General features: G+C 73.2%; 26 protein-coding genes. 20 read left to right on the top strand and 6 right to left on the bottom strand.

Going from position 1 to position 23,722, the window contains the following annotated elements; translation table 11 throughout:
- The 11 genes from GXB85_RS04265 (at position 1) to dnaG (ending at position 14,539) form a co-directional block, all read left to right on the top strand.
- A complete protein-coding gene (locus GXB85_RS04265) occupies positions 1 to 909 on the top strand; it encodes a sugar ABC transporter permease (protein ID WP_161916400.1) in 909 nt (302 codons plus the stop codon).
- Positions 906 to 2,711: a glycoside hydrolase family 13 protein gene (locus tag GXB85_RS04260; RefSeq protein ID WP_161916399.1), complete on the top strand. Its 1,806-nt coding sequence runs from the start codon at positions 906 to 908 to the stop codon at positions 2,709 to 2,711. The genes GXB85_RS04265 and GXB85_RS04260 overlap by 4 nt, the downstream gene beginning before the upstream one ends.
- Before the next feature lie 78 nt (positions 2,712 to 2,789).
- Positions 2,790 to 4,067 carry a deoxyguanosinetriphosphate triphosphohydrolase gene (locus tag GXB85_RS04255; protein ID WP_161916398.1) on the top strand — a complete coding sequence of 426 codons (1,278 nt, stop codon included), beginning with the start codon at positions 2,790 to 2,792 and terminating at the stop codon, positions 4,065 to 4,067.
- A gap of 28 nt (positions 4,068 to 4,095) precedes the next feature.
- The gene (gene pnuC / locus GXB85_RS04250) at positions 4,096 to 4,725 is read left to right on the top strand and encodes a nicotinamide riboside transporter PnuC (RefSeq protein WP_161916397.1); all 630 of its coding nucleotides are present in this window, start codon (positions 4,096 to 4,098) and stop codon (positions 4,723 to 4,725) included.
- On the top strand, positions 4,722 to 5,792 hold the full coding sequence (locus tag GXB85_RS04245; protein WP_161916396.1) for an AAA family ATPase: 1,071 nt from the start codon (positions 4,722 to 4,724) through the stop codon (positions 5,790 to 5,792). The genes pnuC and GXB85_RS04245 overlap by 4 nt, the downstream gene beginning before the upstream one ends.
- A 62-nt stretch (positions 5,793 to 5,854) precedes the next feature.
- A complete protein-coding gene (locus tag GXB85_RS04240; protein ID WP_370523999.1) occupies positions 5,855 to 7,489 on the top strand; it encodes an ATPase in 1,635 nt (544 codons plus the stop codon).
- Positions 7,486 to 8,565, top strand: coding sequence for a hypothetical protein (locus GXB85_RS04235; RefSeq protein ID WP_161916395.1), 1,080 nt, complete (start codon positions 7,486 to 7,488; stop codon positions 8,563 to 8,565). The genes GXB85_RS04240 and GXB85_RS04235 overlap by 4 nt, the downstream gene beginning before the upstream one ends.
- The gene (locus GXB85_RS04230) at positions 8,562 to 10,373 is read left to right on the top strand and encodes a hypothetical protein (protein ID WP_161916394.1); all 1,812 of its coding nucleotides are present in this window, start codon (positions 8,562 to 8,564) and stop codon (positions 10,371 to 10,373) included. Before GXB85_RS04235 ends, GXB85_RS04230 begins: the two co-directional genes overlap by 4 nt.
- Positions 10,366 to 10,974, top strand: coding sequence for a hypothetical protein (locus GXB85_RS04225; protein WP_161916393.1), 609 nt, complete (start codon positions 10,366 to 10,368; stop codon positions 10,972 to 10,974). Before GXB85_RS04230 ends, GXB85_RS04225 begins: the two co-directional genes overlap by 8 nt.
- Positions 10,974 to 12,512, top strand: a complete 1,539-nt coding sequence (locus tag GXB85_RS04220; protein ID WP_161916392.1) for an AMP-dependent synthetase — start codon at positions 10,974 to 10,976, stop codon at positions 12,510 to 12,512. The genes GXB85_RS04225 and GXB85_RS04220 overlap by 1 nt, the downstream gene beginning before the upstream one ends.
- A 77-nt stretch (positions 12,513 to 12,589) precedes the next feature.
- Complete coding sequence (gene dnaG / locus GXB85_RS04215) at positions 12,590 to 14,539, top strand: DNA primase (RefSeq protein ID WP_161916391.1); 1,950 nt, start codon at positions 12,590 to 12,592, stop codon at positions 14,537 to 14,539.
- Between the two features lie 23 nt (positions 14,540 to 14,562).
- On the opposite strand, the gene GXB85_RS04210 is transcribed toward dnaG, so the two are convergent.
- The gene (locus GXB85_RS04210; protein WP_161916390.1) at positions 14,563 to 14,841 is read right to left on the bottom strand and encodes a dsRBD fold-containing protein; all 279 of its coding nucleotides are present in this window, start codon (positions 14,839 to 14,841) and stop codon (positions 14,563 to 14,565) included.
- A gap of 127 nt (positions 14,842 to 14,968) precedes the next feature.
- Positions 14,969 to 15,181 carry an HPP family protein gene (locus GXB85_RS17775; protein ID WP_202627594.1) on the bottom strand — a complete coding sequence of 71 codons (213 nt, stop codon included), beginning with the start codon at positions 15,179 to 15,181 and terminating at the stop codon, positions 14,969 to 14,971.
- A gap of 310 nt (positions 15,182 to 15,491) precedes the next feature.
- Between GXB85_RS17775 and GXB85_RS04205 the strand changes: the two genes are divergently transcribed.
- The 9 genes from GXB85_RS04205 (at position 15,492) to GXB85_RS04165 (ending at position 22,198) form a co-directional block, all read left to right on the top strand.
- Positions 15,492 to 16,616: a site-specific integrase gene (locus GXB85_RS04205; RefSeq protein ID WP_161916389.1), complete on the top strand. Its 1,125-nt coding sequence runs from the start codon at positions 15,492 to 15,494 to the stop codon at positions 16,614 to 16,616.
- Between the two features lie 451 nt (positions 16,617 to 17,067).
- Entirely contained in the window at positions 17,068 to 17,259 is a 192-nt protein-coding gene (locus GXB85_RS04200) for an excisionase family DNA-binding protein (protein WP_161916388.1), read from the top strand.
- Between the two features lie 346 nt (positions 17,260 to 17,605).
- The gene (locus GXB85_RS04195; RefSeq protein ID WP_161916387.1) at positions 17,606 to 18,718 is read left to right on the top strand and encodes an AAA family ATPase; all 1,113 of its coding nucleotides are present in this window, start codon (positions 17,606 to 17,608) and stop codon (positions 18,716 to 18,718) included.
- Positions 18,715 to 18,975, top strand: a complete 261-nt coding sequence (locus GXB85_RS04190) for a WhiB family transcriptional regulator (RefSeq protein WP_161916386.1) — start codon at positions 18,715 to 18,717, stop codon at positions 18,973 to 18,975. Before GXB85_RS04195 ends, GXB85_RS04190 begins: the two co-directional genes overlap by 4 nt.
- 11 nt (positions 18,976 to 18,986) lie before the next feature.
- Positions 18,987 to 19,661, top strand: coding sequence for a hypothetical protein (locus GXB85_RS04185; protein WP_161916385.1), 675 nt, complete (start codon positions 18,987 to 18,989; stop codon positions 19,659 to 19,661).
- 307 nt (positions 19,662 to 19,968) lie between these two features.
- A complete protein-coding gene (locus tag GXB85_RS04180; RefSeq protein ID WP_161916384.1) occupies positions 19,969 to 20,298 on the top strand; it encodes a hypothetical protein in 330 nt (109 codons plus the stop codon).
- A gap of 3 nt (positions 20,299 to 20,301) precedes the next feature.
- Entirely contained in the window at positions 20,302 to 21,039 is a 738-nt protein-coding gene (locus GXB85_RS04175; RefSeq protein WP_161916383.1) for a hypothetical protein, read from the top strand.
- Positions 21,040 to 21,276: 237 nt separating this feature from the next.
- Positions 21,277 to 21,627 (top strand): hypothetical protein, encoded by a 351-nt coding sequence (locus GXB85_RS04170; RefSeq protein ID WP_161916382.1) that lies wholly within the window; start codon positions 21,277 to 21,279, stop codon positions 21,625 to 21,627.
- Positions 21,628 to 21,928: 301 nt separating this feature from the next.
- Positions 21,929 to 22,198, top strand: coding sequence for a hypothetical protein (locus tag GXB85_RS04165; protein ID WP_161916381.1), 270 nt, complete (start codon positions 21,929 to 21,931; stop codon positions 22,196 to 22,198).
- Between the two features lie 96 nt (positions 22,199 to 22,294).
- On the opposite strand, the gene GXB85_RS04160 is transcribed toward GXB85_RS04165, so the two are convergent.
- The 4 genes from GXB85_RS04160 to GXB85_RS04145 all read right to left on the bottom strand — a co-directional run bounded on the left by GXB85_RS04160 (position 22,295) and on the right by GXB85_RS04145 (position 23,440).
- On the bottom strand, positions 22,295 to 22,705 hold the full coding sequence (locus GXB85_RS04160; RefSeq protein ID WP_161916380.1) for a hypothetical protein: 411 nt from the start codon (positions 22,703 to 22,705) through the stop codon (positions 22,295 to 22,297).
- Between the two features lie 3 nt (positions 22,706 to 22,708).
- On the bottom strand, positions 22,709 to 22,870 hold the full coding sequence (locus GXB85_RS04155; protein WP_161916379.1) for a hypothetical protein: 162 nt from the start codon (positions 22,868 to 22,870) through the stop codon (positions 22,709 to 22,711).
- A 47-nt stretch (positions 22,871 to 22,917) separates the two neighbouring features.
- Positions 22,918 to 23,118: a hypothetical protein gene (locus tag GXB85_RS04150; protein WP_161916378.1), complete on the bottom strand. Its 201-nt coding sequence runs from the start codon at positions 23,116 to 23,118 to the stop codon at positions 22,918 to 22,920.
- 136 nt (positions 23,119 to 23,254) lie between these two features.
- Positions 23,255 to 23,440: a hypothetical protein gene (locus tag GXB85_RS04145; RefSeq protein ID WP_161916377.1), complete on the bottom strand. Its 186-nt coding sequence runs from the start codon at positions 23,438 to 23,440 to the stop codon at positions 23,255 to 23,257.
- Positions 23,441 to 23,722 lie beyond the last annotated feature (282 nt).

Here is a 23,722-nt window from a genome sequence, read left to right as displayed (position 1 = left end):
ATGGCCACCCAGACCGCTGCGGGCACGGGCCGGGCGATGGACGCCTCGGGACACCGCAGGCTGACCGGACGGAAGTTCTTCCTCGAGGTCGGCTGGCGGCACGTCGTGGGCGTGCTCGCCGTCGTCTACGCGGCCTTCCCGATCGTGTACGTCTTCTCGGCCGCGCTGAGCAGCCGGGGCACGCTCACGGGCTCCAACCGGCTCTTCGCCGACGTCGGGCTCGAGAACTTCGCCGCGCTCCAGGACACGTACTTCTGGCACTGGACCGCGAACACCCTGGTCATCGCGACGATCACGGGCATCGGCACGGTGATCATGGGCGCGGCCGCGGCGTACGCGTTCTCGCGCTTCCGCTTCTCGGGACGACGGGTGGGCCTCACGGCGCTGCTCGTCATCCAGATGTTCCCGCAGATGCTCGCGTTCGTCGCGATCTTCCTGCTGCTCCTGGGCCTCGGGAACGTGGTGCCGGCCCTCGGCCTCAACAGCAAGCTCGCGCTCATCCTCGTGTACCTCGGTGGCGCGCTCGGCGTGAACACGTTCCTGATGTACGGGTTCTTCAACACCGTGCCGCGCGAGATCGACGAGGCCGCCAAGATCGACGGCGCGTCGCACTCCCAGATCTTCTGGACGATCATCCTGCGCCTGGTCGCGCCGATCCTCGCCGTCGTGGGCCTGCTGTCGTTCATCAGCACGTTCGGCGAGTTCATCATCGCGCGCGTGATCCTCCAGTCGGAGCGCAACTGGACGCTCGCGGTGGGTCTCTACGGCTGGGTGTCCGACCTGCTCGAGGCGCGGTGGGGTCTGTTCGCCGCGGGCGCGGTGATCGCCGCGGTGCCCGTGGTGCTGCTGTTCCTCTTCCTGCAGAAGTACATCGTGGGCGGCCTCACGGCGGGAGCCGTCAAGGGATGACGGAGGAGCACCTGCTGCGCGAGCCGCACCATGACGGCAGCGCGCTGTTCGTCGACGCGCCGGCGTCCCTGGGTGACCGCGTGCCCGTGCGCGTGCGCGTTCCTGCGGGGAGGGCCGAGCGCGGCGTGCACCTGCGTCAGGTGCGCGACGGCGAGCCGCACGTGGTCGAGGCCCGCCTCGACCGGGCGGACGAGCACGAGCGCTGGTACGTGGCCGAGCTCGACGTGCACAACCCGGTCACGTCGTACCGGTTCCTGCTCGACGAGCCCGACGGCTACCGCTGGCTCAACGGCACGGGCCTGCACGCGCGGGACGTCCCGGACGCCGCCGACTTCCGTGTCACGGTGCACGGGTCCCCGCCTGCCTGGGCGCGCGACGCCGTCGTCTACCAGGTGTTCCCGGACAGGTTCGCCCGCTCGGGCGGTGAGCGACCGGTCCCGGACTGGGCCGAGCCGGCCGCCTGGGACGACGAGCCCGTGCACGTGGGCCCCAGCACGCCGCGACAGCTCTACGGCGGTGACCTCGCCGGGATCGAGCAGCGCCTCGACCACCTCGAGCGGCTGGGCGTCGACGTGCTCTACCTGACGCCCGTGTTCCCGGCGCGCTCGAACCACCGCTACGACGCGTCGACGTTCGAGCACGTGGACCCCGTGCTGGGCGGTGACGAGGCACTGGCGTCGCTCGCACGTGCGGTGCACGCACGTGGCATGCGGATCATGGGCGACCTCACGACCAACCACACCGGCGACGCCCACGAGTGGTTCGCGCGCGCGACGAGCGACCCGACCAGCGAGGAGGCCGGGTACTACCTGTACGAGCACGGGGCGCACGTGGGGTGGCTCGGGCACGCGTCGCTGCCCAAGCTCGACCATCGCGCACCCGGGCTCGCCCGACGCCTCGTCGACGGCCCCGACTCCGTGGTCGCGCGCTGGCTGCGTGAACCGTTCGCCCTCGACGGCTGGCGGATCGACGTGGCGAACATGACCGGCCGGTACCGCGACACCGATCTCACGCACGAGGTCGCGCGACGTGTGCGTCGCACGCTCGAGGCGACGAACCCCGACGCGCTGCTGGTGGGCGAGCACTTCCACGACGCGACCGACGACCTGCTCGGCGACGGCTGGCACGCGAACATGAACTACTCGGGCTTCAGCCGTCCCGTGTGGTCGTGGCTCGCGCCGCCCGACGGCGGACGGCGGGCGCTCGGCCTCCCGGTGCCCCAGCCGCGGCGTCCCGGCTCGGCCATGGCCGCCACGATGCGCGAGTTCGCGGCCGCCGTGCCGTGGACGGTCACGGCGCACCAGTGGAACATGCTCGGCTCGCACGACACCGCGCGGATCCGCACCGTGCTCGGCTCGCGCGAGGCCGTCGACGTGGCCGTGGGCCTGCTCATGACCTACCCGGGCACGCCGCTCGTCTTCGCGGGCGACGAGGTGGGGGCCACGGGGGAGGACGGCGAGCACGCGCGCGTCACGATGCCCTGGGACCGCCCCGACCGTCGGGACGACGCGACCTTCCGCACCTACCGCGACCTGGTGGCGGTCCGTCGTGCGTCGACGGCGCTGCGCCGCGGCGGGATGCGTTGGGTGGCGGTTGGCGACGACGCCGTCGTCTTCCTGCGCGAGACGCCCGACGAGCGCGTGCTGGTCGCGGTCGCACGTGCCCCGTGGGACGGCGTCGACCTGCCGGGTCACCTCGCGGCCGACGTGAGCACGCTCCACGGTCCGGACGTCGAGCGCCGTGGCGGCGCGCTGCGTGTGCCCGGCACGGGACCTTCCGTGGGCATCTGGCGCCTGCGGTAGCGGTGCGCGGCCGCGCTCGGGTGCGGCCAGCGGCCCCAGGTCCCGCGTGCTCCCCGGCTCGCTGGCTAGGGTGCGGGTGTGCACGCTGACCAGGGTGGCTACACCGACGCCGATCGCGAACGCTGGGTCGACGAGGCACCCAAGAGCAAGCAGCGCACGCCGTTCGAGCGCGACCGCGCTCGGCTCGTGCACTCCTCGGCGCTGCGCCGACTGGGCGCCAAGACCCAGGTGCTGGGCCCGGCGACCGACGACTTCGTGCGCACGCGGCTCACGCACACGCTCGAGGTCGCCCAGGTGGGGCGCGAGCTCGGCAAGGCGCTGGGCTGCGACCCCGACGTGGTCGACACGGCCTGCCTCGCGCACGACCTCGGCCACCCGCCGTTCGGGCACAACGGTGAGCGCGCCCTGGCCGAGGTGAGCGCCGCCGTCGGCGGCTTCGAGGGCAACGCGCAGACGCTGCGCCTGCTCACGCGTCTCGAGCCCAAGGTCACGGGCCCCGGCGGGCGCGGCGTGGGCCTCAACCTCACCCGCGCGAGCCTCGACGCGTCGGTCAAGTACCCGTGGCCCGCGCACGAGGCCCCGGCGCGCCACGGTGGGCGCATCTCGCCCAAGTTCGGGGTCTACGCGGACGACGTCGCCGTCTTCACCTGGCTGCGTTCGGGGGCGCCCGCGGCCGTGCGGTGCCTCGAGGCGCAGGTGATGGACCTCGCCGACGACATCTCCTACTCGGTGCACGACGTCGAGGACGCGGTGGTGGGCGGCCGCCTCGACCTCGCGGTGCTCGACCACGGCGACGAGCGCGCCCGCGTGCTCGCGGAGGTGCGTGCCTGGTACGGCGGTGCGGTGCCCGACGGCGAGCTCGAGGCAGCGATGGAGCGGCTGCCGGGCCTGGACCCCTGGGTGCGGGGCCACGACGGGTCGCGGCGCGCGCTCGCGGCGCTCAAGGACATGACGAGCCAGCTCATCGGACGGTTCGCCGGTGCCGCGATCGACGCGACCCGTGAGCGGTACGGGCCCGGGCCGCTCACGCGCTACGCGGCCGAGCTCGTGGTGCCGTCGTCGACGCTCGCCGAGATCCTCGTGCTCAAGGGCCTCGCGGTGACCTACGTCATGGCACCGCGGGAGGCCGAGCCGCTCTACCGACGTCAGCGTGAGCTGGTCGCGGACCTCGTCGCAGAGCTCACGGCGCGCGGCCCGGACGCCCTCGAGCCACCCTTCGCGGCCGACTGGGCGCAGGCGCCCGACGACGCGGCGCGGCTGCGCGTGGTCGTGGACCAGGTCGCCTCGCTCACGGACGTGAGCGCGGCCGAGTGGCACGCACGCCTGGCGCGCCCGTCCCTCGGACGAACCACCTGAGCGCGGCCGGTCGCCCTAGGGTTCCGCCGTGGACCCCCTCGAGATCCTCGGATTCGTCACCGGTGCGGTGTGCGTGTGGCTCGCAGCGCGCGAGAACGTGTGGACCTTCCCCGTCGGCATCGCCAACAACGTCGTCTTCGCCGTGCTGTTCGTCGGCAGCGGCCTGTACGCGGGCGCCGCGCTCCAGGTGGTGTACCTCGTGCTCGGGGTGCTCGGCTGGTGGTGGTGGGTGCGCGGCGGAGAGGACCGCGGGCCGCTGACGGTCCGCACGGCGCCGCGCTGGGCCTGGCCCGTGGCCGTCGTGGCCGCCCTCACCGCGACCGCCGTCCTGACCTGGGTGCTCGGGACGTGGACCGACTCGACCGTCCCGTTCTGGGACGGCCTGACCACCGGGCTCAGCCTGGTGGCCCAGCTGATGCTGAACCGGAAGTGGATCGGCACGTGGTACGTGTGGATCCTCACCGACGTGCTCCTGGTCGGCCTGTACGTCGGCCTGGGGCTCTACGTCACCGCGGCCCTCTACCTCCTCTTCATCGGGTTGTGCGTGCACGGCCTGCGGACGTGGCGACGGGCCGCCGCCGTGGGTGCCGCGGCGGACGCGACCCCCGCCGGTACGCCGCCGTCGGCCCACGCGGACGCCGGCGTCGGGCCCGCATGACCGCCCGCCACGCCCACGGCCTCGTGATCGGGAAGTTCTACCCGTTGCACGCGGGGCACCTGAACCTCGTCCGCACGGCCTTGTCGCGCTGCGCACGCGTGACCGTCCAGGTGCTCGGGTCCACGGCCGAGTCCGTACCCGTCGGCACGCGGGCGGACTGGCTGCGCAGCGAGGTGCCCGGCGCACGGGTCGTGACGGCCGTCGACGACACGCCCGTCGACTACGCCGACCCGCACCTGTGGGACCTGCACGTCGCGCTCATGCGCTCGCTGCTGGACGCCCCGGTCGACGCGGTGCTGACGTCGGACGCCTACGGCCGCGAGCTCGCGCGCCGCCTCGACGCCCGCTGGGTGCAGGTGGACCCCGGCCGCGTCGCCGTCCCGGTCTCCGGCTCGGCGGTGCGGGCCGACCCGGCGGGCCACTGGTGGGCGCTGCCCGCGGCCGTCCGCGCGTGGTTCGCCCGGCGGGTCGTGGTGCTGGGGGCCGAGTCGACGGGGACCACGACCCTCGCCACCGACCTCGCGCGCCACCACGGGATCGCACCGGTGCTCGAGTTCGGCCGCGAGTGGAGCGTCGACCGTCCCGGCGGCCTCGCAGCGCCCTGGCACAGCGCCGAGTTCGACCTCGTCGCGCGCGAGCAGGCGCGACGGGAGGACGCCGCGGCGGCGACCACCCCGCTGCCGCTCGTCGTGTGCGACACGGACGTGCTCGCGACCACCGTCTGGCACGAGCGCTACGTGGGCACCCGGTCGCCGTCGGTCGAGGCGCTCGCGGCCCGGCGCGTCCCCGACCTCTACCTCCTCACGGGTGACGAGATCGACTTCGTCCAGGACGGGCTGCGCGACGGCGAGCACGTGCGTCACGCGATGCAGCAGAGGTTCCGCGAGGTCCTCGCGACCCAGGCGGCGGCCGGCGGGGCCCCGTGGCACGAGCTGCGCGGCTCGCGCGCCGCGCGGCTCGAGGCGGCCCTCGCGCTGGTCGAGCCGCTCGTGGCCACGCCCCGGCACATGTCCGAGCCGCTGCCGCAGCGTGGCGCCGAGGTGCACGAGGTGCACGAGGTGCACTGAACCCCGGCTCGCAGCGTGGTCCGCAACGTCGCGACGACGACCCGCCGTGCCAGACTCGCCCCGTGCCGCAGCCCGACCCGCCCACGCCCGCGCCCGCGGGCACCCGCGAGATGGACCAGGTGTCGCGCGCACCGACCCGGCCGTCGAGCCACCCCGCCGCACGGCCCGGAGCGCAGCTCGACGTGGACAGGCTGTTCGCCGCGGGTCCCGCCGCGAGCGCGGACGCCGGCTCCGGTGCCGGCCCCGCCCTCGACGAGAAGCTGCGCCAGGCGTACTTCTGGATGGTCAACCACGCGATCATCAGCCCCCACTACGACGTCGAGTTCTCCGACCCGTCGGTCGCCCGCACCGCCTACCGGCTCGGGGACACCCGTGCGGTCGTCGAGCTGCCCACCGACCAGTCGTACTCGAGCTTCGTCCTGCTCCCGCTGCTCACGTTCGCTGTGCGAGGCCGCTGCCTGCTCGTCGGGGGCCCAGGCCGGGGCAAGACGGCCAGTGCGGTTCTCATGGGTGTGCTCGCCGGCTACCCGGTGCGGGACGTGCGTCGGGCCATGCAGCACGGCCACCCGCAGCTGACGGTGAGCGACCTCTTCGGCACCCCGCTGCCGCGCGACCTCGTCGCCGCCGAGCGGCTCTCGGACATCGACGTCGCGTGGCGCACCTGGCTCGGCATGCGGGTCAAGATCGTCGACGAGTACAACCGGATCCCGACCAAGACGCAGTCGGCGCTGCTCACGGTGCTCGCCGACGGGTACGTCGAGGTGTTCGACCAGATCTACGAGACGGGCGCCTCGGCCTGGTACCTCACGGCCAACGACGACGCCGGCGGCGGCACGTTCCAGGTGGTCGACGCCCTGCGTGACCGGATCGACGTCGTCGTGAAGGCGCTCGCCTTCAACAGCCGGTTCCTCGGCGACCTCGTCACGCGTGCCGAGCGCGGGCTGCGGCCCGAGGAGAACGTCCCGCCCGAGATCGTCTTCTCGGCCGAGGAGCACGACCGTGTGCACGCGGAGGTGCTCGCGGTCGCGCTGCCGGCCCCGGTGCGCCGTCGGCTCGAGTACTTCAGCTCCCAGCTCGAGGTGCTCGAGCGCGCGGCCTGGCAGCTCGAGTACCGGACCAAGGACACGGCCCGGCTGGCCGGGGTGGACCCGCACCTGCTGACCGCGGCCGACACGGGCAAGGACCGCCTCGCCGATGTGGGCGCACAGACGCTCAACGGCCTGTCCGTCCGTGCCCTGCAGTCGCTCATCCTCTACGCCAAGGCGATGGCCTACTTCCGGGGCAACGCAGAGGTGACTCTCGAGGACCTGCGGGCGGTGCTGCCCTTCGTGCTGCACGACAAGCTCCAGCCCGACCTGCAGGCGCCGAGCTTCGAGCAGGCGGACCGGGAGGCCTTGCGCAGCGACCGGGTGTCGTGGATCCGCGACCTCTTCGACACGACGTGCCGCCAGTACGACGCCGAGGGCCTCGACTCGCAGGACCCGGTGGGCGAGATCCTCGCCGAGCTCGATCGCGGGACGCACGGCCTCACCGAGCAGGAGGTGCTGCGCCGTACCGCCCGGATCGAGGAGCTCCTCGCCCTCTGGCAGGACGCGATCAAGCTCTACGGGAGCGTCTACGACGACGCGCTCGCGCTCAAGTACGCCCACCAGCGCTACTCGAGCTACCTGGCCTGGTTGCGCTGGAGCGGCGGATGACGTCGGACCCGCAGGTGCAGGTGCAGGTGCCGCTGCTCGACCCCGCCTCGCCCGCGGGGGCGGCGGTGCGACGGCGTCGGGCCGCGCTCAACGAGGTGCTGCGTCGCGCTGCCGCCCAGGGCGCGGCACCCGAGGACCTGCTGCGCACCACGGCCGAGGTGGCCGGGCTCGTGCGGGGGCTCGAGGTCGCACTGCCGGAGGACCGGTTCGACGCGACGCTCGAGGCGCTCGTCGGGTCCGCGGCCGCCCTGTGCGCCCAGGGGCGCGCGGGCGCGCACGGACCCGAGCACCGGGCCCTCGCAGTCGCGGCGACGGCGGTCCCGTGGCTCGCGGTCGACCCACGCCCCGTGGTCGGGGCGATGGTCGCGGCGGCACCGACGGTCGCGCGCCAGGGAGACCTGGACGCCTGGCTGAGGCGCGTCGCAGCGGCGGCCACGGCCGAGCAGGGCGTGACGGCCGGTGCCGACCTCGCCGCTCGGGTGCGGTCGGTCGTCGTCGTGGCCGCCTGGCGCAGCGGCCTCGCGCGCTTCCGTGACGCCGCGCTGGCCGCCGTCGACGAGCTGCCCCGGGCGGTCGCGGTCGCCGCGCTCGACCTGCCCGCCGAGCTCGCCGCCGATCCGTCCCGTCTCGGGGAGGCCGTGCTCACGCCGCACCGGGCCGACCGTTGGTGGTGGCCCGGGAGCCGCACCGCTCCGGGGGTGCTCGCACGCCACGGGGGGTTCCGTGGCCTCGGCGGCCCGTGGCTGAGGCGGCCGGTCGTGCTGGGCTGGGTCGGCCCCGCCGAGGGTGGACCGGGGTGGCTCGTCGAGGCCGACGACGTCGCGTGGCTGGTCGTGGCCGACGTCCACGGAAGTGCGATCACGCGGTTCGGTGACGCGGCCGCCGACGGCGTCACCGGGCGGCCCCGCCCGCCCGCGCACGGCGCGCCCCACGTGGGCGTCGTCCCCTGGACCGACGAGGTCACGGGGCTCGTCGCCGTCGACGCCCCGGCGTGGCCGGGCCCCGTGGCCCTCGTGAGCCGCGCCCACTCGTACTGCGTCGACGTCGTGCGGCTTCCGCGACGGGTCGCGGCATGAACGCCCTCGCCGAGCAGTGGCTCGAGGTGTGGCCCCGCGCCCTCGCGGCGTGGGGGCGGCCCACCCGCATGCACCGACCGACCCTGCACGAGGAACCGGTGCCGGACGCCGGCTCGTTCGCCTGGTTCTCGTGCACCGACGTCGAGGTGCACATCGACCTCGCGCAGGTGCGTGCCCGGCGGATCGAGGGGCACGCGCTCGCGGCGCTCGCCCACGAGGTGGGCCACCACGTGCTCGCACCTGGCGACCTGCTCACCGCCGCCCGCACCGCCGCCCGCGTGCGCACGGGCCTCGTCGATGCCGACCGGCTCGTGGGCACGGTCGCGAACCTGTGGGCCGACCTGCTGATCAACGACAGGCTCCAGCGCGCCGCGGACGTGCCCGTGCTCGAGCTGTACGCCGCGCTCGGGCGCCCCCGACCGGACGACCGGTTGTTCCAGCTGGTGGCCCGCACCTACGAGCTGCTCTGGGAGACGTCGCGTGGGACGCTCACCAACCCCGACGGCGCGGTGCCCGAGGACGCGGCTCACCTGTGCGCGCGGCTGGTGCGGGTGTACGCGCGCGACCCCGTCGCGGGGGCGGGCGGCTTCGCGGCCCTCGTGCGCACCACGCTCGCCGAGGAGCTCGAGAGCTGGGAGCCCGACCGCCGCCTGGCGACCTGCCGCCACCGGGAGGGCGGCGACCAGGTCCCGGCGGGCCTCGCGGGGGACCCGTCCCTCGGCGAGCCGGTGGTGCACCCGGCCCTCGATCCCGCCGTCGTCGGCGACGCGGCCACGTCCGACGGGGCCGCGGGGGACGCCGACGGCACGGGCGGGGAAGCCTTCGGTCCCGACCCGGGCGGGGGTGGGGCCGGCTCGGGGCACGGCCAGGGCTTCGCGCCGGCCGACGCCCTCGCGGCCGTGCGGGCGCTCGGGCTCACGGTCGACTCGGCGCAGGTCGCGGCCGCCTGGTACCGCGAGCACGCGACCCCGCACCTGGTCCCCTTCCCGCCGGTCCCGGTGCCTCAGCCGCGTGAGGAGCTGCTCGGCGGCCTCGAGGCGTGGGAGCTCGGCGACGACCTGGCCGACGTCGACTGGACGGCCACGGTGAGCGCGTCACCCGTCGTCGTGCCCGGCCTGACGACGGTGCGCCGGGACGTGCACCGCGAGGACCCGAGCCGCCCCGAGTCGCGTCCGGTCGACCTGGACCTGTACCTCGACTCGTCCGGCTCGATGCCCGACCCGAAGGTCGCGCGTGCGCCGATCGCGCTCGCCGGCGCCGTCCTCGCGCTGTCCGCCCTGCGGGCCGGCGCCCGCGTGCAGGCCACCACCTGGAGCGGTCGGGGGCAGGTGGCGGGGACCGACGGGTTCACCCGTGATGCCGACGCCGTCCTCGCCGCCGTCGTCGCGCACTTCGGTGGTGGCACGTCCTTCCCGCTCCCGCTGCTCGAACGCACCCACCTGACGCCGCGGCCGGCGCTCCGGACGGGGGAGCGCGCGACGCACGTCGCCGTGATCTCCGACGCCGGGGTGATCTCGATGTTCGAGGACGTCGTCGACCCGTTCAGCCTCTACCGTCGGGCCGAGGACGCCGACAAGGACCGGCGCGGGGACCCGAGCACCGGGATCGCGGCGCGTGCGGTCGACGCGGCCGGCGGGGGCGGCACCCTCGTGCTGCGGGGCGCGGCTGCGTACGCCGACCGCATCGCGGCGGTCGCCCTCGGTTACGACGTGCACCTGGTCGACGGCGACGAGGACCTCGTCCGGTTCGCGCGCGCCTTCGCGCGCCGCCTGTGGGCCCGGTCCGCCGGGGAGGCGGCCCGTGGCTGAGGAGCTCCGCCCGGGCCCGGCGCTGGCCAGCCTGCGGCAACGCCTCGCGCGGACCCCGCCCGACCTGCTCGACCGCGCGGCGGACATCCCGGCACTCGTCTGCGACGTGCTCGTCGTGCTCGACGGCACCGTCCTCGACGCACGGGCGCTCACGCGCCTCGACACGTCGCTGGGGGTCGACGCCCCGCGCGTGGTGCGCGCGGGCGCCGGCGTCGCGTGCTGGCTCGTGCTGGACCCGGCGCTGCACGTCCACGCGGGCGTCCGGGAGGCGGTGCAGGAGACGGGTGACCTCGCGCGCTGGGCCCTGCGCGTGATCGAGAGGCTCGCGCACGGTCTCGCGCCGGTGCGCGACCCGCGCACGTGGGTGCACGAGCCGTCGGGTCGCGAGGAGGCTGCGCGTGCGGCGCTCGCCGCGGGTGGGCTCCTGCCCGCGGGCGAGTCCGCCGAGCACGCGGCCGACAGGTGGCTCGCGGTGAGCACCGAGCACCGTGAGGCCGCCTCACGTGCGATGGCTCTCGAGGTGCGTCGCGCCGAGGAGCTCGCGCGCGCCCTCGCCGAGAAGAAGGCGAAGGAGGCGGCGGCCCAGTACGCCAACTACTGATGACCGAGCCCACCCACGCCCGCGGGGCGAGCGAGCAGCCGCCGGCCGACCAGGCGCCACCCGAGCGCGCGCCCGTCGAGCACGTGCTCGACGAGTACCAGCCGATGTCCGCGCTCGCCCTCGACGATGTCGCCCGGTGGCCGACCCTCGACACCGCCGGAGCCCGCGTGCTGACCGCCGTGACGTCGGACCCGTCGGCCCCCACCTGGGTGCACCGCACCGGGGACCGGCTCACGTCGGACGATCTCGCGGCCCTGCGCGGCGCACCCCGTCGACACGCGGCGGCCCCCGGCCCCGACGCTGGCGCACCCCCGGCGTGGGTGGACGCGCTCGTCGCGCGCGCCCACGAGCAGGTGCCGCGCTACCGCCGCCGCGCACGTGAGGGACGGTCGTCGGGCACGACCCCGCTCACGGCGCTCCCCACGCTCGACCGGGACGACCTTCGCGGCGGCGTCGCCGACCTGGTCCCGCTCGACGTCGCTCTCGACCGCGTGCTCGAGGGAACGAGCTCGGGGTCCACCGGCGCGGCGCTGCGCATCCCGCTGCACCCCGTGACGGTCGCGGCCGACCTGCTGCTGCTGCACCGCCTGATGGGCGACGCGGGCGTCGCGTGGCACGCCGAGCCCGACCGCCTCGGCCTGGTCAACCTCGTGGACCAGCGGGCCGCCTTCACCTACGCCTCGGCGATGACGGCGTTCCCGCGACCGGACGAGGTTGCGGCACCGGTGATGGCCCGGGTCAACCTGGACGACGCCGCGTGGAACGCTCCGGGTGACCGTGAGCGCTTCCTCGCCGCCTGGGACCCCCAGGTGGTCAGCACCTCGCCGCTGCCGCTGGTCCGCCTGGTCGAGCTGGTGCGAGCAGGGCTCGTGCTGCACCCCCTCGCCCTCGTCAGCGGTGCCGCGCACCTGACCCCCGCGGTCCGGGCCCTGGTCGGGGAGACGTGGGACGTCCCGCTGCTGGACCTGTACGGGCTGCGCGAGACGGGTCCGGTGGCGGCGCGCTGGGACGACGGTCCGCACGTGGTCCTGCCGCGCCGGGTGTGGGTCGAGGTGCTCGACGCCGACGGCGTGCCCTGCCCCGACGGCGTGCGCGGGGAGATCGCCGTGACCACCGACGAGAACCCCTACCTGCCGCTGCTGCGCTACCGGACCGGCGACCACGGGTCGCTGCGGCGTCGGGCCGACGGCACGGTCGAGGTGCACGGCCTCGAGGGACGGGCACCGGTCCGCTATCAGCACGCCGACGGGAGCTGGCGTCCCTCGGTCGACGCGACGCAGGTGCTCCAGGGGCACGGGCTCGCGGCCTGGGAGCTGCACCAGGACGCGGCTGGCGCCGTCCACCTCACGGCGCTGCCCGCCTCGCCCGGTACACCTGCAGGCCTCACCGCCGCCCGGCAGGCGGGCCAGGCGCTCGAACGCCTCCTCGGGAGACCTGTGGGGCTCGACGTCCTCGCGGACAGCGCGCGGTTCGGGGGACTGAAGCCGCGGCGGTTCTCGAGCGCGCTCGACCCGCTCTCGCGCGACGCCCCGACCTGACCGCGTGCCGCGGTCCGCGGACGTCGCCGCGGTGGAGCGGCGACGTCGGGGCGCCGGCCAGCACCTAGACTCACGCCGTGGCCGGCCGGATCAGACGCGAGGACGTGGCGGCCGTCCGCGAGCGCGCCCGGATCGAGGAGGTCGTGGGCGAGCACGTGACGCTCAAGCCCGCCGGCGTGGGCTCGATGAAGGGGCTGTGCCCCTTCCACGACGAGCGCTCGCCGTCGTTCCACGTGCGTCCTCAGGTGGGCCTGTGGCACTGCTTCGGCTGCGGCGAGGGCGGGGACGTCATCTCGTTCCTGCAGAAGATCGACGGGCTGCCGTTCACCGAGGCGGTCGAGCACCTCGCGGGCCGCGTGGGCATCCAGCTGCGCTACGAGGACGGCGGCGCGGTGCGGCCTGGCGAGGAGCCCGGGCGGCGCCAGCGTCTGCTCGAGGCGCACCGCTACGCCGCCGCGTTCTACGCCGAGCAGCTCCTGACCCCCGGGGCCGCCGCCGGCCGCACCTTCCTCGCCGAGCGCGGCTTCGACCGCTCGGCAGCCGAGCACTTCGGCGTCGGCTTCGCCCCGCAGGGCTGGGACCACCTGCTGCGGCACCTGCGCGGCAAGGGGTTCACCGAGGCCGAGCTCACGGCGAGCGGGCTCATGAGCCAGGGCAACCGGGGCCTGTACGACCGGTTCCGCGGACGCCTCGTGTGGCCCATCCGCGACGTGACGGGAGACGTCGTCGGCTTCGGCGCACGCAAGATCTTCGACGACGACCAGGGCCCCAAGTACCTCAACAGCCCCGAGACGGCGCTCTACAAGAAGGCCCAGGTGCTCTACGGCATCGACCTGGCCAAGCGCGAGATCGCGAAGGCCAAGCAGGTGGTGGTGGTCGAGGGGTACACCGACGTGATGGCCGCTCACCTGTCCGGGGTGCCGACGGCGGTCGCGACGTGCGGCACGGCGTTCGGCCCCGACCACGCACGGGTGGTCCGCCGTCTGGTGGGCGACACCTCGGCGGGCGCGGGCGTGCAGCTGTCCTCGGGCACCTCGGTGGGCGGCGAGATCATCTTCACGTTCGACGGCGACGCGGCCGGGCAGAAGGCCGCGCTGCGCGCGTTCGGCGAGGACCAGCGCTTCTACGCGCAGACGTTCGTCGCGGTCGAGCAGAGCGGGATGGACCCGTGCGAGCTGCGACAGGCACGCGGGCCGGAGGCCGTGCGGGCCCTCGTCGCCGCACGCCAGCCGCTGTTCGAGTTCGTCCTCCGCTCGACCCTGCGCGCGCATGACCTCGAGACCGCCGAGGGGCGGGTTGCCGCGCTGCGCGCGACCGCGCCCGTGGTGGCGGGCATCCGGGACGCGGCGCTGCAGCCCGAGTACGCGCGCATGCTCGCGGGGTGGCTCGGGATGGAGCTCGACTCGGTGCGTTCCGCGGTCACCACGGCAGGGCGGCAGCGCAACGCGCCGGTGGCACAGCGGGACACCGCGCGCCGGGACGATCCGACGATGCCGGGCGCGCGAGGCCCTGGCCCGGGCGGTCGCGAGGCCCCCACGCGCCCTGCTGCCCCCGACCGCACGGACCCCGTCGCGCGCCTCGAGCGCAACGCGCTCGAGGCGGTGCTGCAGCACCCCGGGACGGTCGACCCGGCGGAGTTCGACGCGCTGCCCGGTGACGCCTTCACAGTGCCCGCGCTGCGCGCGGTCCACGAGGCGATCCGCGCGGCCGGTGGGCTCGCCGCGGCCGCAGCGCAGCCCTCCGGCTGGGTCGAGCGCGTCCGCGACGAGGCCGCGAGCCCCGTCGCCGGGCTGGTGACCGAGCTCGCGGTCGCACCCCTGCCCGAGGACCGGCCCGACGTGATCGACGACTACGTGCGCGGCGTCGTCGACGCGCTCGTCGACCTCGGCCTCACGCGGCAGATCGCCGAGGCGCGGGGACGGCTGCAGCGCATGGACGCGACGGCCGAGCCCGACGCGTACCAGGCCGCGTTCGCTGACCTCGTGGGGCTCGAGGGACGCCGTCGGGCGCTGCGCGAGCGAGACTGAACTGCGGGCCGTCGGCGCCGATCTCAGCGACCGAGGTGGATCGCGCGGTGCTCGATCTCGGAGATGTCGTCGGACGTCGCCTTGAGCAGGCGGTCGGCAAGGTCACGCAGCGCGCGAGCCGCAGCGAGCTCCTCGCCCACCTCAGGCACGTCGACGTCGCCGGGGTTGCGGCGCGCGTAGCCGTACCCGTGCAGCGTGGTGTCGCGCGTCGTCAGCACCACGTGCGCCGTGGTCATCGCCGTGTCCGCCCTCGGGTCGTCGGCGTCCGACAGGTGGAGGGTTGCATGCCAGTCGTGAGCCATCTCGTCCTCCTCGCCACCGCGCGGGACGCCGTCGCTCCACGTTCTTGTGCAGGGACCGGCGGTACCCGCCCTTCCTCCCGTCGTACGCCGGGCGACGGACACTCACCAGGGTCTGAGGTCCTGGCCCTCAGCCGGTCGGGCGGTCGCCGTCGCGTCCGGCGCCGAGAGCCGAGCCGATCGCGACGCCCAGCGCCACACCGATGGGCAGCCAGAGGCCGACGTTGTCGGTCGCGACGCCGATCGCCGTCCCGACGGCGACGCCGAGGGCGATGCCGACACCGAGCATCTGCGGCCGTCCCTGGGACGCTTCGGGCGCGGGGCCGGTCTCGTCGTTCTCCATGAGGACGACGTTAGGTGCGCCGGCGTCGGCGGGCCTCGGCCGCACGGTGGAGCCGTGGACGGCCACCTCCCGCTCGCGACGGAGGCGAACCCCAGGATGACGAAGGGCCCCACCACGGGTGGGGCCCTCGGGTGCTCCCGCGACTGGACTCGAACCAGTAACACCGGCCCATCGTCGTGACTGGACCGACCTGCGGATACGGGCCTCTCACCTGCGAATACGGCTCACAGTAACGAGTGTCGGACGTGGACACAAGAGGACACGGGGGTACTCTGTTAGTGCACGCAGGGTGCACGAGAGGTGGTCACGGGTGGCAGCGCGACGAGGATTCGGCAAGCTCCGCAGGCTGCCGAGCAAGCGATGGCAGGCGTCCTACATCGGCCCGGACCTCGCCCGGCACACGGCCACCTCGACCTTCGACACGCAGCTCGACGGAGAGGCGTGGCTGGCTCTCGAGCGGCGCATGATCTCTGAGGGCACGTGGGTCGCGCCTGCCGAGCGCCGCCGCGCCAAGGCGGTCACGACGTTCGGGGAGTACGCGGCCGGGTGGTTGCGCAGGCGCCAGCACGCAGAGAAGCCGCTCAAGCCCCGCACCCTCGAGCACTACGAGCGTCTCCTCGAGCGCTTCATCCTCCCGACGTTCGGCACGCGACCGCTGACCGCTGTCACGCTCGACGACGTCGAGGACTGGCACGACGCGCTGCACGAGCAGACCGGGCCCACCTACCGTGCCCACGCCTACGCCCTGCTGCGGACGATCTACCGTGACGCCGAGCGCCGCGACAAGGTCGTCAAGAGCCCGTGCCGGGTCAAGGGCGCCGGCGCGACCAAGCGGGCGAAGAAGATCGAGCCAGCATCCCTCGAGGATCTGACCGCGCTGGCCGCGGAGATGCCCGAGCGTCTGCGCGCGATGGTCGTCCTCATGGCGTGGTGTGCGCTGCGGTTCGGTGAGGCGGCCGAGCTGCGACGCAAGGACGTCGACCTCAAGAACGGCGTGCTCAAGGTGCGACGTGCGGTCGTGCGCACCAACGGGGCGCTCGTGGTGGGGGAAACCAAGTCCGACGCCGGACGCCGTGACATCGCGATCCCGCCGCACGTGGTGCCTCTGCTGCGCGACCACATCGCGACGCACGCCGCCTGGGGGAGGGACGGCCTGCTGTTCCCAGCCGCTGACGGCGACCACCTGGCCCACTCGTCCTTCCTGTGGCACTTCAACCGCGCTCGGGCCTCGATCGGGCGCCCAGACCTCACCCCGCACGTCCTGCGGCACACAGGTGCCGTCCTCGCCGCTCACACGGGCGCGACGCTGGCCGAGCTCATGGCCCGGCTCGGCCACTCGACTCCGTCGGCGGCGATGCGCTACCAGCACGCCGCGAAGGGCAGGGACGCGCAGATCGCCGAAGCCCTATCCGCGATGGTCGGGGGTGGACAGTGAACGATCCAGTGGTCGACTTCACGCTCGAGGTCGAGTGTCACCACCGAGGCAAGGACGTGGCCGCGCCGCCGGAGATGGTCGCGCGGCTGGCGCATCGTGCCCGGCCGAATGGCGAGCCAGGGTCGACCCGACATGGATTCTTGGCATGGATCGACGCTGCGGGCTCGCAGGCCTTGCAGACCTACTTCGGCGAAGCCCGCAGGCTGGGACGCTCGGGCCTAACTCACGCCCCAGTAGACCTAGTGCCCGGCATGGACTACGGCCATCGCTACCGCTTCGAGTGCCAGACCTGCGGGGAGACCGTGCCCGTCAATGCGCGGAAGCTTGACCCAATCCTGGAAACCCTGAGGGTGCACGGCGTGGCGCGTGTGACTCTCGCGGGGATCGCTGACAGACTCTAGTTGACATCCGGGCAGCCCCGGGCATTTTCGAATGCCCCGGGAGGCTCCCCGTGAACCGATCGACGCTCGCCTTGGTCAGCGTCTCCGCCGCAGCCAAGCGCTACGACGTCCACCCCCGCACGATCCGTCGACGTATCGCTGACGGCACCCTCAGGGCCTACCGCGTCGGCCGCCTGGTCAAGGTCGACCTCAACGAGGCTGACGAGGCCCTGCTGCGCCCCATCCCGGCGGGTGCGGCATGACGGACCCCAGACAGCGAGAAAGCGGCCCGCGGGCAACGGACCGCCTCTCAGATGCTCAGGTGGGCGCCTCAGCTGGAACCAGTCTCCCACGGCGGGTGCCAGCACTCCACGAGATGACACCCCGGGGCCGCGAGGTCGCCACGGCCTACTACGAGGCTGGGTGCATCGCAGGGGCCGAGATGGAGCGGCGCCGCTACGACGCCGAGCTCGCGGCCGAGTGGGCTGCGATTAGGGCGGCCGTGATGCCTTCGGCCCTCGCAGACGACGTCGCCGTGATGGCGGAGCGACGGGGCCAGCCAGAGCGCGCGGCCGCGGCTCGGCGGCTTTGGCGGAAGCGAGGTGTCGCATGAGTGGCGAGATCCTCAACCGCATTCGTACCGGCGACTGGCTCGACGCGCAGAGCTTCCCGCCGCTGTCCTGGGCCGTCCCGGGCATCGTGCCCGAGGGCTTCGGCCTGTTCACCGGCCCTCCGAAGGCAGGCAAGTCCTGGGCCACCCTCGGCATCGTCCTGGCCGTCGCAGCCGGCGGGCGCGCGTTCGGCAAGGTTCCAGTGGGCGAGGCGCGGCCCGTGCTGCTGCTAGCGCTCGAGGACGGCGACCGCCGTTTGCAGGACCGGTGCCGTCGGCTGCTCGGCGAGGAGCCGATCCCTACCGGGCTCCACTACACGACCAGGGCTACCCCGGCCGACGTGCTCGACCTGACTCGGGCGTGGCTCGAGCAGCACGGCGACCGCCGTCCGCTCGTGGTGCTCGACACCCTCGGCAAGGTCACCCCGCCGTCGTTGCCCGGCGAGTCTGCCTACGCACGTGACTACCGCATCGGCGGCCATCTCAAGGCGCTGTCCGACGATCACCCGGGGACGACGCTGCTGGTGGTGCACCACGTCCGCAAGGCCGCGTCCGAGGACTGGATGGACAGCACCAGTGGCACCAACGGCCTCAACGGAGCCGCTGACTTCACCGTGTCCCTGTCTCGGCCCCGCAACGAGGCTGACGGCGTTCTGAGGGTCACCGGCCGTGATGTTCCTGAGTGCGAGTACGCGATCACAGTGGCGGACGGTGCGTGGACGCTGCGCGGGTCCTCACTCGCCGACGCGGCGCGGGCAGCACAGCAGACGAAGGTGACCGAAGGGCTGGGCGACACGTCGGCTCGCGTCGTTGCACACGTCACGGAGCGGCCGGAGGGCGTCAGGGCCAAGGAGGTGGCCGACACCCTGAGCCTCACCGAGAAGGATGCGGGGACTTACCTGCTCCGAGCTGAGCGAGCCGGGCGGATTGTCAGGCTCGGCCGGGGGCTCTACGGGCCTCTCAGCACCCCTGTAGGAACCGTAGGAAGCGTAGGAACCTCCTACACATCCGACGCTTCCTACACCACCTGTAGGGGCTGCGGTGAACAGCTCGATCCGTGGCTGGTCGACAGCGGCGAGACCGCGCACGTCGGCTGCGAGGTGGCCGCATGACCGCCCGCGCCGAGTTCCTGGCCCACCTGGACGTGCTGACCGAGGCGGGCAGCCCGCCGACGTGCTGGACCCTCCCCATGCCCGACCGGGGCTTGTGGACCTCGGAGAGCACTGCTGAGCAGCGTGTCGCGGCCCGCCTGTGCTGGGGCTGCCCGGCGCTGGGCGCCTGCCGCGAGTACGGGACCACCACCGACCCGAGAGAGGTCGCTGGTGTCCTCGGCGGCCTGACAGAGACCCAGCGCCGCAGCGGCGCGTGAGAGGAGACGGCATGAGCAGCAGTGAGTGGCGGCGCCAGGAGACCGACCCGTTCGCGCGGGTGTGGTCCGAGGTCAAGAAGGTGCGTGAGGAGACCCGGCAGCGGGTGAACTACCTGCTGAAGAACGCGGGCCTGAGCGTCGCTGAGGGCGTCCTACGGGTCACGTCGGGTCGCCTGGCGTCCGAGGCCGACACGTGGGAGCTCGACGGCGAAGGCAACGCCCGGTTCGACGGGGCGATGAACGTCGGAGGTGACGCGGTGTTCTCCGGCGATCTCGCCGTACCGAACGGGTCGATCAGCAACGACGCGCTCGCCAACCCCGTCACGTTCGCGGGCAACACCGGCTCGATCAGCGCAGCGTCCCCGCCGGCAACGTTCGGTGTCGCCGTCAGCGCGAACCTCACGATCCCGGCGTGGGCGAGCACGGGCGTCGTCATGGCCTCGGGCTTCGTCGCAGGCGCCGCGGGCCTCTCGGGCGGGTCGATCTCCGGGCGCATCAACATCGCAGGTGAGATGGGGCCGGCCTCGACGGAGAACATTGAGCCCTCGACGAATGAGGCCCGGCCCGTGCTGCACCAGCGCACTCTCGCCCCGTCGGGCACGACGGTCCCAGTGAGCCTCCAGTGGCAGGGCACCGTTCCGACGGGGTCGGCTCAGCTCGTCGTGATCGGAGTGTTCGGGCGATGACCGAGAGAACTCCGATGCATCAGCCCGACTGCGACCAGCCCGGGTGGGACCTCGACCCGGCCGGCTCCGCCCACGGCGTCACGACTGCGCGCTGTCGCGGGTGTGGCGCCACCGTCGAGATCCGACAGGAGCGCCCTCGTGGCTGAGATGCACGCCGGCACTCCGATCACTGCGGCGACAACGACCACACACCGGTCGCGCTGCGAGCGGCCCGGGTGGGACGTCACGCCCTCACGAAGCGTCCGCGGCGTGACCGTGGCCCGGTGCCGTGGCTGCGGCGCCGTCGAACTACGACAGGAGAACCAGGGTGGCTGAGATCCACGTCCGCATCGCCCGACTGTTCACCCCCGACCACCACCACGGCGACACCACGGGACTGATCGACCGCGACCAGCTGCGCCCACCGCGCAGCCGGACCAGCGGCCTCGCCGGTAGCCCCGGTGCGGCGGCAACCCTCGGCCGCTTCGCGACCAACATCCGCGACCGGCACCACGCCGAAGCCGAACGGCAGCAAGCCCAGGCCCGCGACGTCGAGACCATCCGCACCCGACGCGGCGCACTGCTCAACGCGCTGCGCACCCCCGACCGACTCGACGGCGCAACCGGCGTCGTCAACCTCACCAATAAGGAGCAGTGACCCATGAACACCTACCACCGCGCCAACGCCCACAACACCGTCCGCGCCACCCTGGCCCTGCTCACCAGCACCGGCTACGAGCTGCCCGACACCGTCACCGCAGCACTCGACCGCCTCAACCGGCTCGAGAGCCTCAAGCCCCGCGAGGCCACCACCCAGACCCTGCGCGCGGCCTACGCCTCCGGCACCGCCGACCAGGCCGAGCTCGAGGCCCACGCCGCCCGAGTCGCGGCCGAACGCATCGCCATCGACGCCTGGTCCAAGGCCCGCACGGACCTCGCCATCGCTCTCAACCGCGAGATCGAGATGCACGTGGCCGACGTCATCGAGCATCTGCGGCCTGAAGCCGAGAAGGCCCTGGCGGAGCTCGCCTGGTACGCCGACGCGGGAGCGCCCGACACCACCACGCTGCTGCGCGACGGCAAGACCAAGGACGCCCAGCGCGCGGCAGCAATCGAGCTCCACCACGCCCAGCTGCTCCACCTGCGCAAGGTCCGCCGCGAGATCAGCCCCCGCCAGTTCCCGTGGGAGCGACTGTCCTGGGCACACCCCGACAAGGTCCCCGCGACCAAGGCCACAGGCCTGGCCCTGCACATCGAAGCCGCCCAGGCCGGCGCCGAACCGTGGTGGCCCACCTGGGACCAGGCCCTCCGCATGGTCGACCAGCTCGAGCGGCAGGACACCGAAGCCGCCCAGGCCACGCGCCAGCGCGAGCAGGCCGTCCGGCAGATGGCGCTCTGATGACCAGGGGTCGGGGCGTGAACGTCACCGGGCAGACGTGTGAGCGCGCGCCAACCGGAGCGATGCCGAGCGAGGTCGAGTCCTCCTTTCCTCCCGTAGACCTCGGCAGCGCCCCGACCCCGCCTGACAGCAACCGAGGGGGTGGGGGGTGGCCCTCGTCCCCTCGGTCGCCCGCCCCCGGAGGCATAGCGAGATACCTCCGCTGCACCCAAACGATCGGCCCCCTGAGGAGGAGCCATGACCACCGAGAACCGTCCCAAGCGCCCGTCTGGCCTGCGCGCACCGGGCCGCGCCCTGTGGGATGCGATCACCGCCGACTTCGACATGGCCGCTGCGGAGGCTGCCCAGCTCGAGGAGGCGTGCCGCACGCGCGACCGGATCAAGCAGCTCGACGCCGCCGTGGCCAAGGACGGCCTGATGATCCCGAGCTCACAGGGCGCGCGCCTGCACCCTGGCGTCGCGGAGGCCCGAGCGCAGCGCCTGGCCCTGGCGCGCATCCTGGCGACGCTGGGCGTGCCAGGGCTCGACGAGGACCTGCCGCCGGCACGCCCCGCTCGGGGTGTCTACACCGGCAGGGGGCGACGGTGAGGCGCCGGCGCGAGGCTCTGGCGGACGTCCCACGGCACCTGCTCACATTTCACGCGGAGGACTGGCAGGGGTCGACCGCGGAACGGTGGCGCGCCTGGCACGATGCCCGCAAGGACCACTTCGCCGCCTCGCCGGGCGCCTGGTCGGACCTCGTCGCTCTCATGGTGGAGTCCTACGCGGTACGTCGGTCACTGTTGCCTGACGTGTACCGGAGGCAGCGGTGAGGCGCCGCCGGGTCGATGAGCGGAGCGCGATCCCGTTGCGCTTGCAGACGTTCCGGGCCGAGGAGTGGCCGGAGGGCATGACGCACAACGAGTGGTGGGACGAGCGCCGGAAGTGGGCGAGCGAGCGCGGCGTCGAGCTCCCCTCCCGCGTCGGCTCGGACGACGCGGATCTTGCCGAGGAGTGGAGCTGGCACCCGGAGCGCTGGGCGACCCCGGACGAGTGGCGGGCCGCCCTGTTCGCCTGGGAGGACGAGCACGGGCGCCTCCGCCACCTGCCGAGCGTCCCGTTCGAGCCTGCCGGGCGCGGGACGTACGACCTCAGCACCGGACGATGGGAGCCGCTGTGATCGACGTGATTGCGCTTGCGATGGCGATTCTCGCGCTGGTCGTGGCCGCCGAGAGTGTGCGGAACGCTCAGCGGGCGCGACTGGCTCTCATCAAACTCAGCGTTTTGCGGGCAGAGGCGCCGTCCAGTCGTGACGCTCGTCGCTATCGGACTGGCGAGACCATGACACGGTGACATTGCGGTGCGGTGTCGCCGAACTCATGGCCGCTAGGAACGTGTGTGTCGATCCGGCCGACAGGCGGTCGACCGAGTCGACATCGCCGCGGGTGAAGGTGTGGGGTGGGAACTCGATCGTCACGTCGTACACGGTCTCGTCACCACCGTTGACGAGACCGTACGTGTCCCCCTTGACCCACACGAGGTTCCAAGGCGCCGGGTATCGAGCCGCTTCCTGCCGAGCGAGTGCCAGCGCTTCCTCAGCAGCATCCGCCTGCCGCTTCGTGTATACGGCTGAGAGCGCTGCCGTCAGGAGGGCGAGCCCGGCGATGATCAGCGCCGCAAGATCCATGTCCTAGACCTGAAACTCGTGGCCACGGGCGCACTTAGCACTCGTGTAGTCCACGGCGAGATCGCCAGCGGCGTTCTTCTGGTAGATGCGCGTGAAGTGGACGGTCACTTCCTCGTCGCACGCTGCGCAGTAGCGCTCCTCGCGCCACCCTTCGGTGGGAGCCATGACAGCAAGGTACCGATCCTGCGTGCGGCCTGGCGAGGTGCGGTGACCTACCTCCTACCGAACCGCTTCAGCGAACGCTCGAGGTCGTCCATCGCGCTCTGTGCACGGCGTGCGTCGCCGCCCTTGTCCACGAGCTTGATGGAGTGACCGTTGGGGCAGCGCTTGGTGGCCTGCCGCCCGACCTCGGCGACCGTCGCCTTCACCGAGCGCCCGCACTCAGGGCAGTCGAACTTGAAGTCAAGGTCCATAAGCGCCACGGTACGCCGGGGCTCCGACATTCCGATTGAAGCTGGGCATGAGTCCCGGCATAACGCGCAGAGCGCCGCCCCCCATCGTGAGGCAGGGGGCGACAGGCGGCGCCAGTGTGAGCCCTCTTGCTTGTCCTCAAGCGGACGCCTCGCACGTCCGGATCAGTAGGTAGTCCTGCGCCCACGAGAGGGTGTGGTCGTCTAGGGAGTCGTCAACGAGCGCCATCCCGTACTCCGGCAGGTACAGGACCGGTCTCGGCAGGTCTGAGACCCGCACAACCCGGGTGCCCATCGCCTCAACCACGACGAAGTCCTCGTCCATCACGCACCTGCCGTGACGGCCGTCGCAGAGCGGTACTCCGCTGCCCGCGCTGTCAGCCACGCTGCCAGGGCCTCGATCTGGTCGATCGGCACACCCTGGCTCGAAAGGTTGAGCGTGAGCCAGGGAAGCGGGCTCGTGTCGTCCTCGGACTGGGACAGCTCGAGGGTGACGCTGCCCTCCCCGATCTTGTACTCGCTCGCGGGGCCCCAGTGGACCCCTCCGTCGAGGTAGTCGCAGTCCGCTGCGTCGCATCAGGTGGGGTGTGACGCGGTCGTCTCCGTG

Source organism: Cellulomonas sp. APG4, assembly GCF_009996735.1.
In the GTDB taxonomy this organism is placed as follows: Bacteria; Actinomycetota; Actinomycetes; order Actinomycetales; family Cellulomonadaceae; genus Actinotalea.
Note: the sequence above shows the minus strand (reverse complement) of the source record. Positions and strands in the feature narration are given on the sequence as shown.

Coding starts and splice junctions, on each gene's coding strand:
- GXB85_RS04155 (WP_161916379.1), bottom strand. CDS start 22,870: ATGGCTCCCACCGAAGGGTGGCGCGAGGAGCGCTACTGCGCAGCGTGC.
- GXB85_RS04185 (WP_161916385.1), top strand. CDS start 18,987: ATGAGCAGCAGTGAGTGGCGGCGCCAGGAGACCGACCCGTTCGCGCGG.
- GXB85_RS04265 (WP_161916400.1), top strand. CDS start 1: ATGGCCACCCAGACCGCTGCGGGCACGGGCCGGGCGATGGACGCCTCG.
- GXB85_RS04145 (WP_161916377.1), bottom strand. CDS start 23,440: ATGGACGAGGACTTCGTCGTGGTTGAGGCGATGGGCACCCGGGTTGTG.
- GXB85_RS04220 (WP_161916392.1), top strand. CDS start 10,974: ATGACCGAGCCCACCCACGCCCGCGGGGCGAGCGAGCAGCCGCCGGCC.
- GXB85_RS04160 (WP_161916380.1), bottom strand. CDS start 22,705: ATGGATCTTGCGGCGCTGATCATCGCCGGGCTCGCCCTCCTGACGGCA.
- GXB85_RS04235 (WP_161916395.1), top strand. CDS start 7,486: ATGACGTCGGACCCGCAGGTGCAGGTGCAGGTGCCGCTGCTCGACCCC.
- GXB85_RS04190 (WP_161916386.1), top strand. CDS start 18,715: ATGACCGCCCGCGCCGAGTTCCTGGCCCACCTGGACGTGCTGACCGAG.
- GXB85_RS04245 (WP_161916396.1), top strand. CDS start 4,722: ATGACCGCCCGCCACGCCCACGGCCTCGTGATCGGGAAGTTCTACCCG.
- GXB85_RS04195 (WP_161916387.1), top strand. CDS start 17,606: ATGAGTGGCGAGATCCTCAACCGCATTCGTACCGGCGACTGGCTCGAC.
- GXB85_RS04230 (WP_161916394.1), top strand. CDS start 8,562: ATGAACGCCCTCGCCGAGCAGTGGCTCGAGGTGTGGCCCCGCGCCCTC.
- GXB85_RS04175 (WP_161916383.1), top strand. CDS start 20,302: ATGAACACCTACCACCGCGCCAACGCCCACAACACCGTCCGCGCCACC.
- GXB85_RS04165 (WP_161916381.1), top strand. CDS start 21,929: ATGACGCACAACGAGTGGTGGGACGAGCGCCGGAAGTGGGCGAGCGAG.
- GXB85_RS17775 (WP_202627594.1), bottom strand. CDS start 15,181: ATGGAGAACGACGAGACCGGCCCCGCGCCCGAAGCGTCCCAGGGACGG.
- GXB85_RS04210 (WP_161916390.1), bottom strand. CDS start 14,841: ATGGCTCACGACTGGCATGCAACCCTCCACCTGTCGGACGCCGACGAC.
- GXB85_RS04260 (WP_161916399.1), top strand. CDS start 906: ATGACGGAGGAGCACCTGCTGCGCGAGCCGCACCATGACGGCAGCGCG.
- GXB85_RS04150 (WP_161916378.1), bottom strand. CDS start 23,118: ATGGACCTTGACTTCAAGTTCGACTGCCCTGAGTGCGGGCGCTCGGTG.
- GXB85_RS04170 (WP_161916382.1), top strand. CDS start 21,277: ATGACCACCGAGAACCGTCCCAAGCGCCCGTCTGGCCTGCGCGCACCG.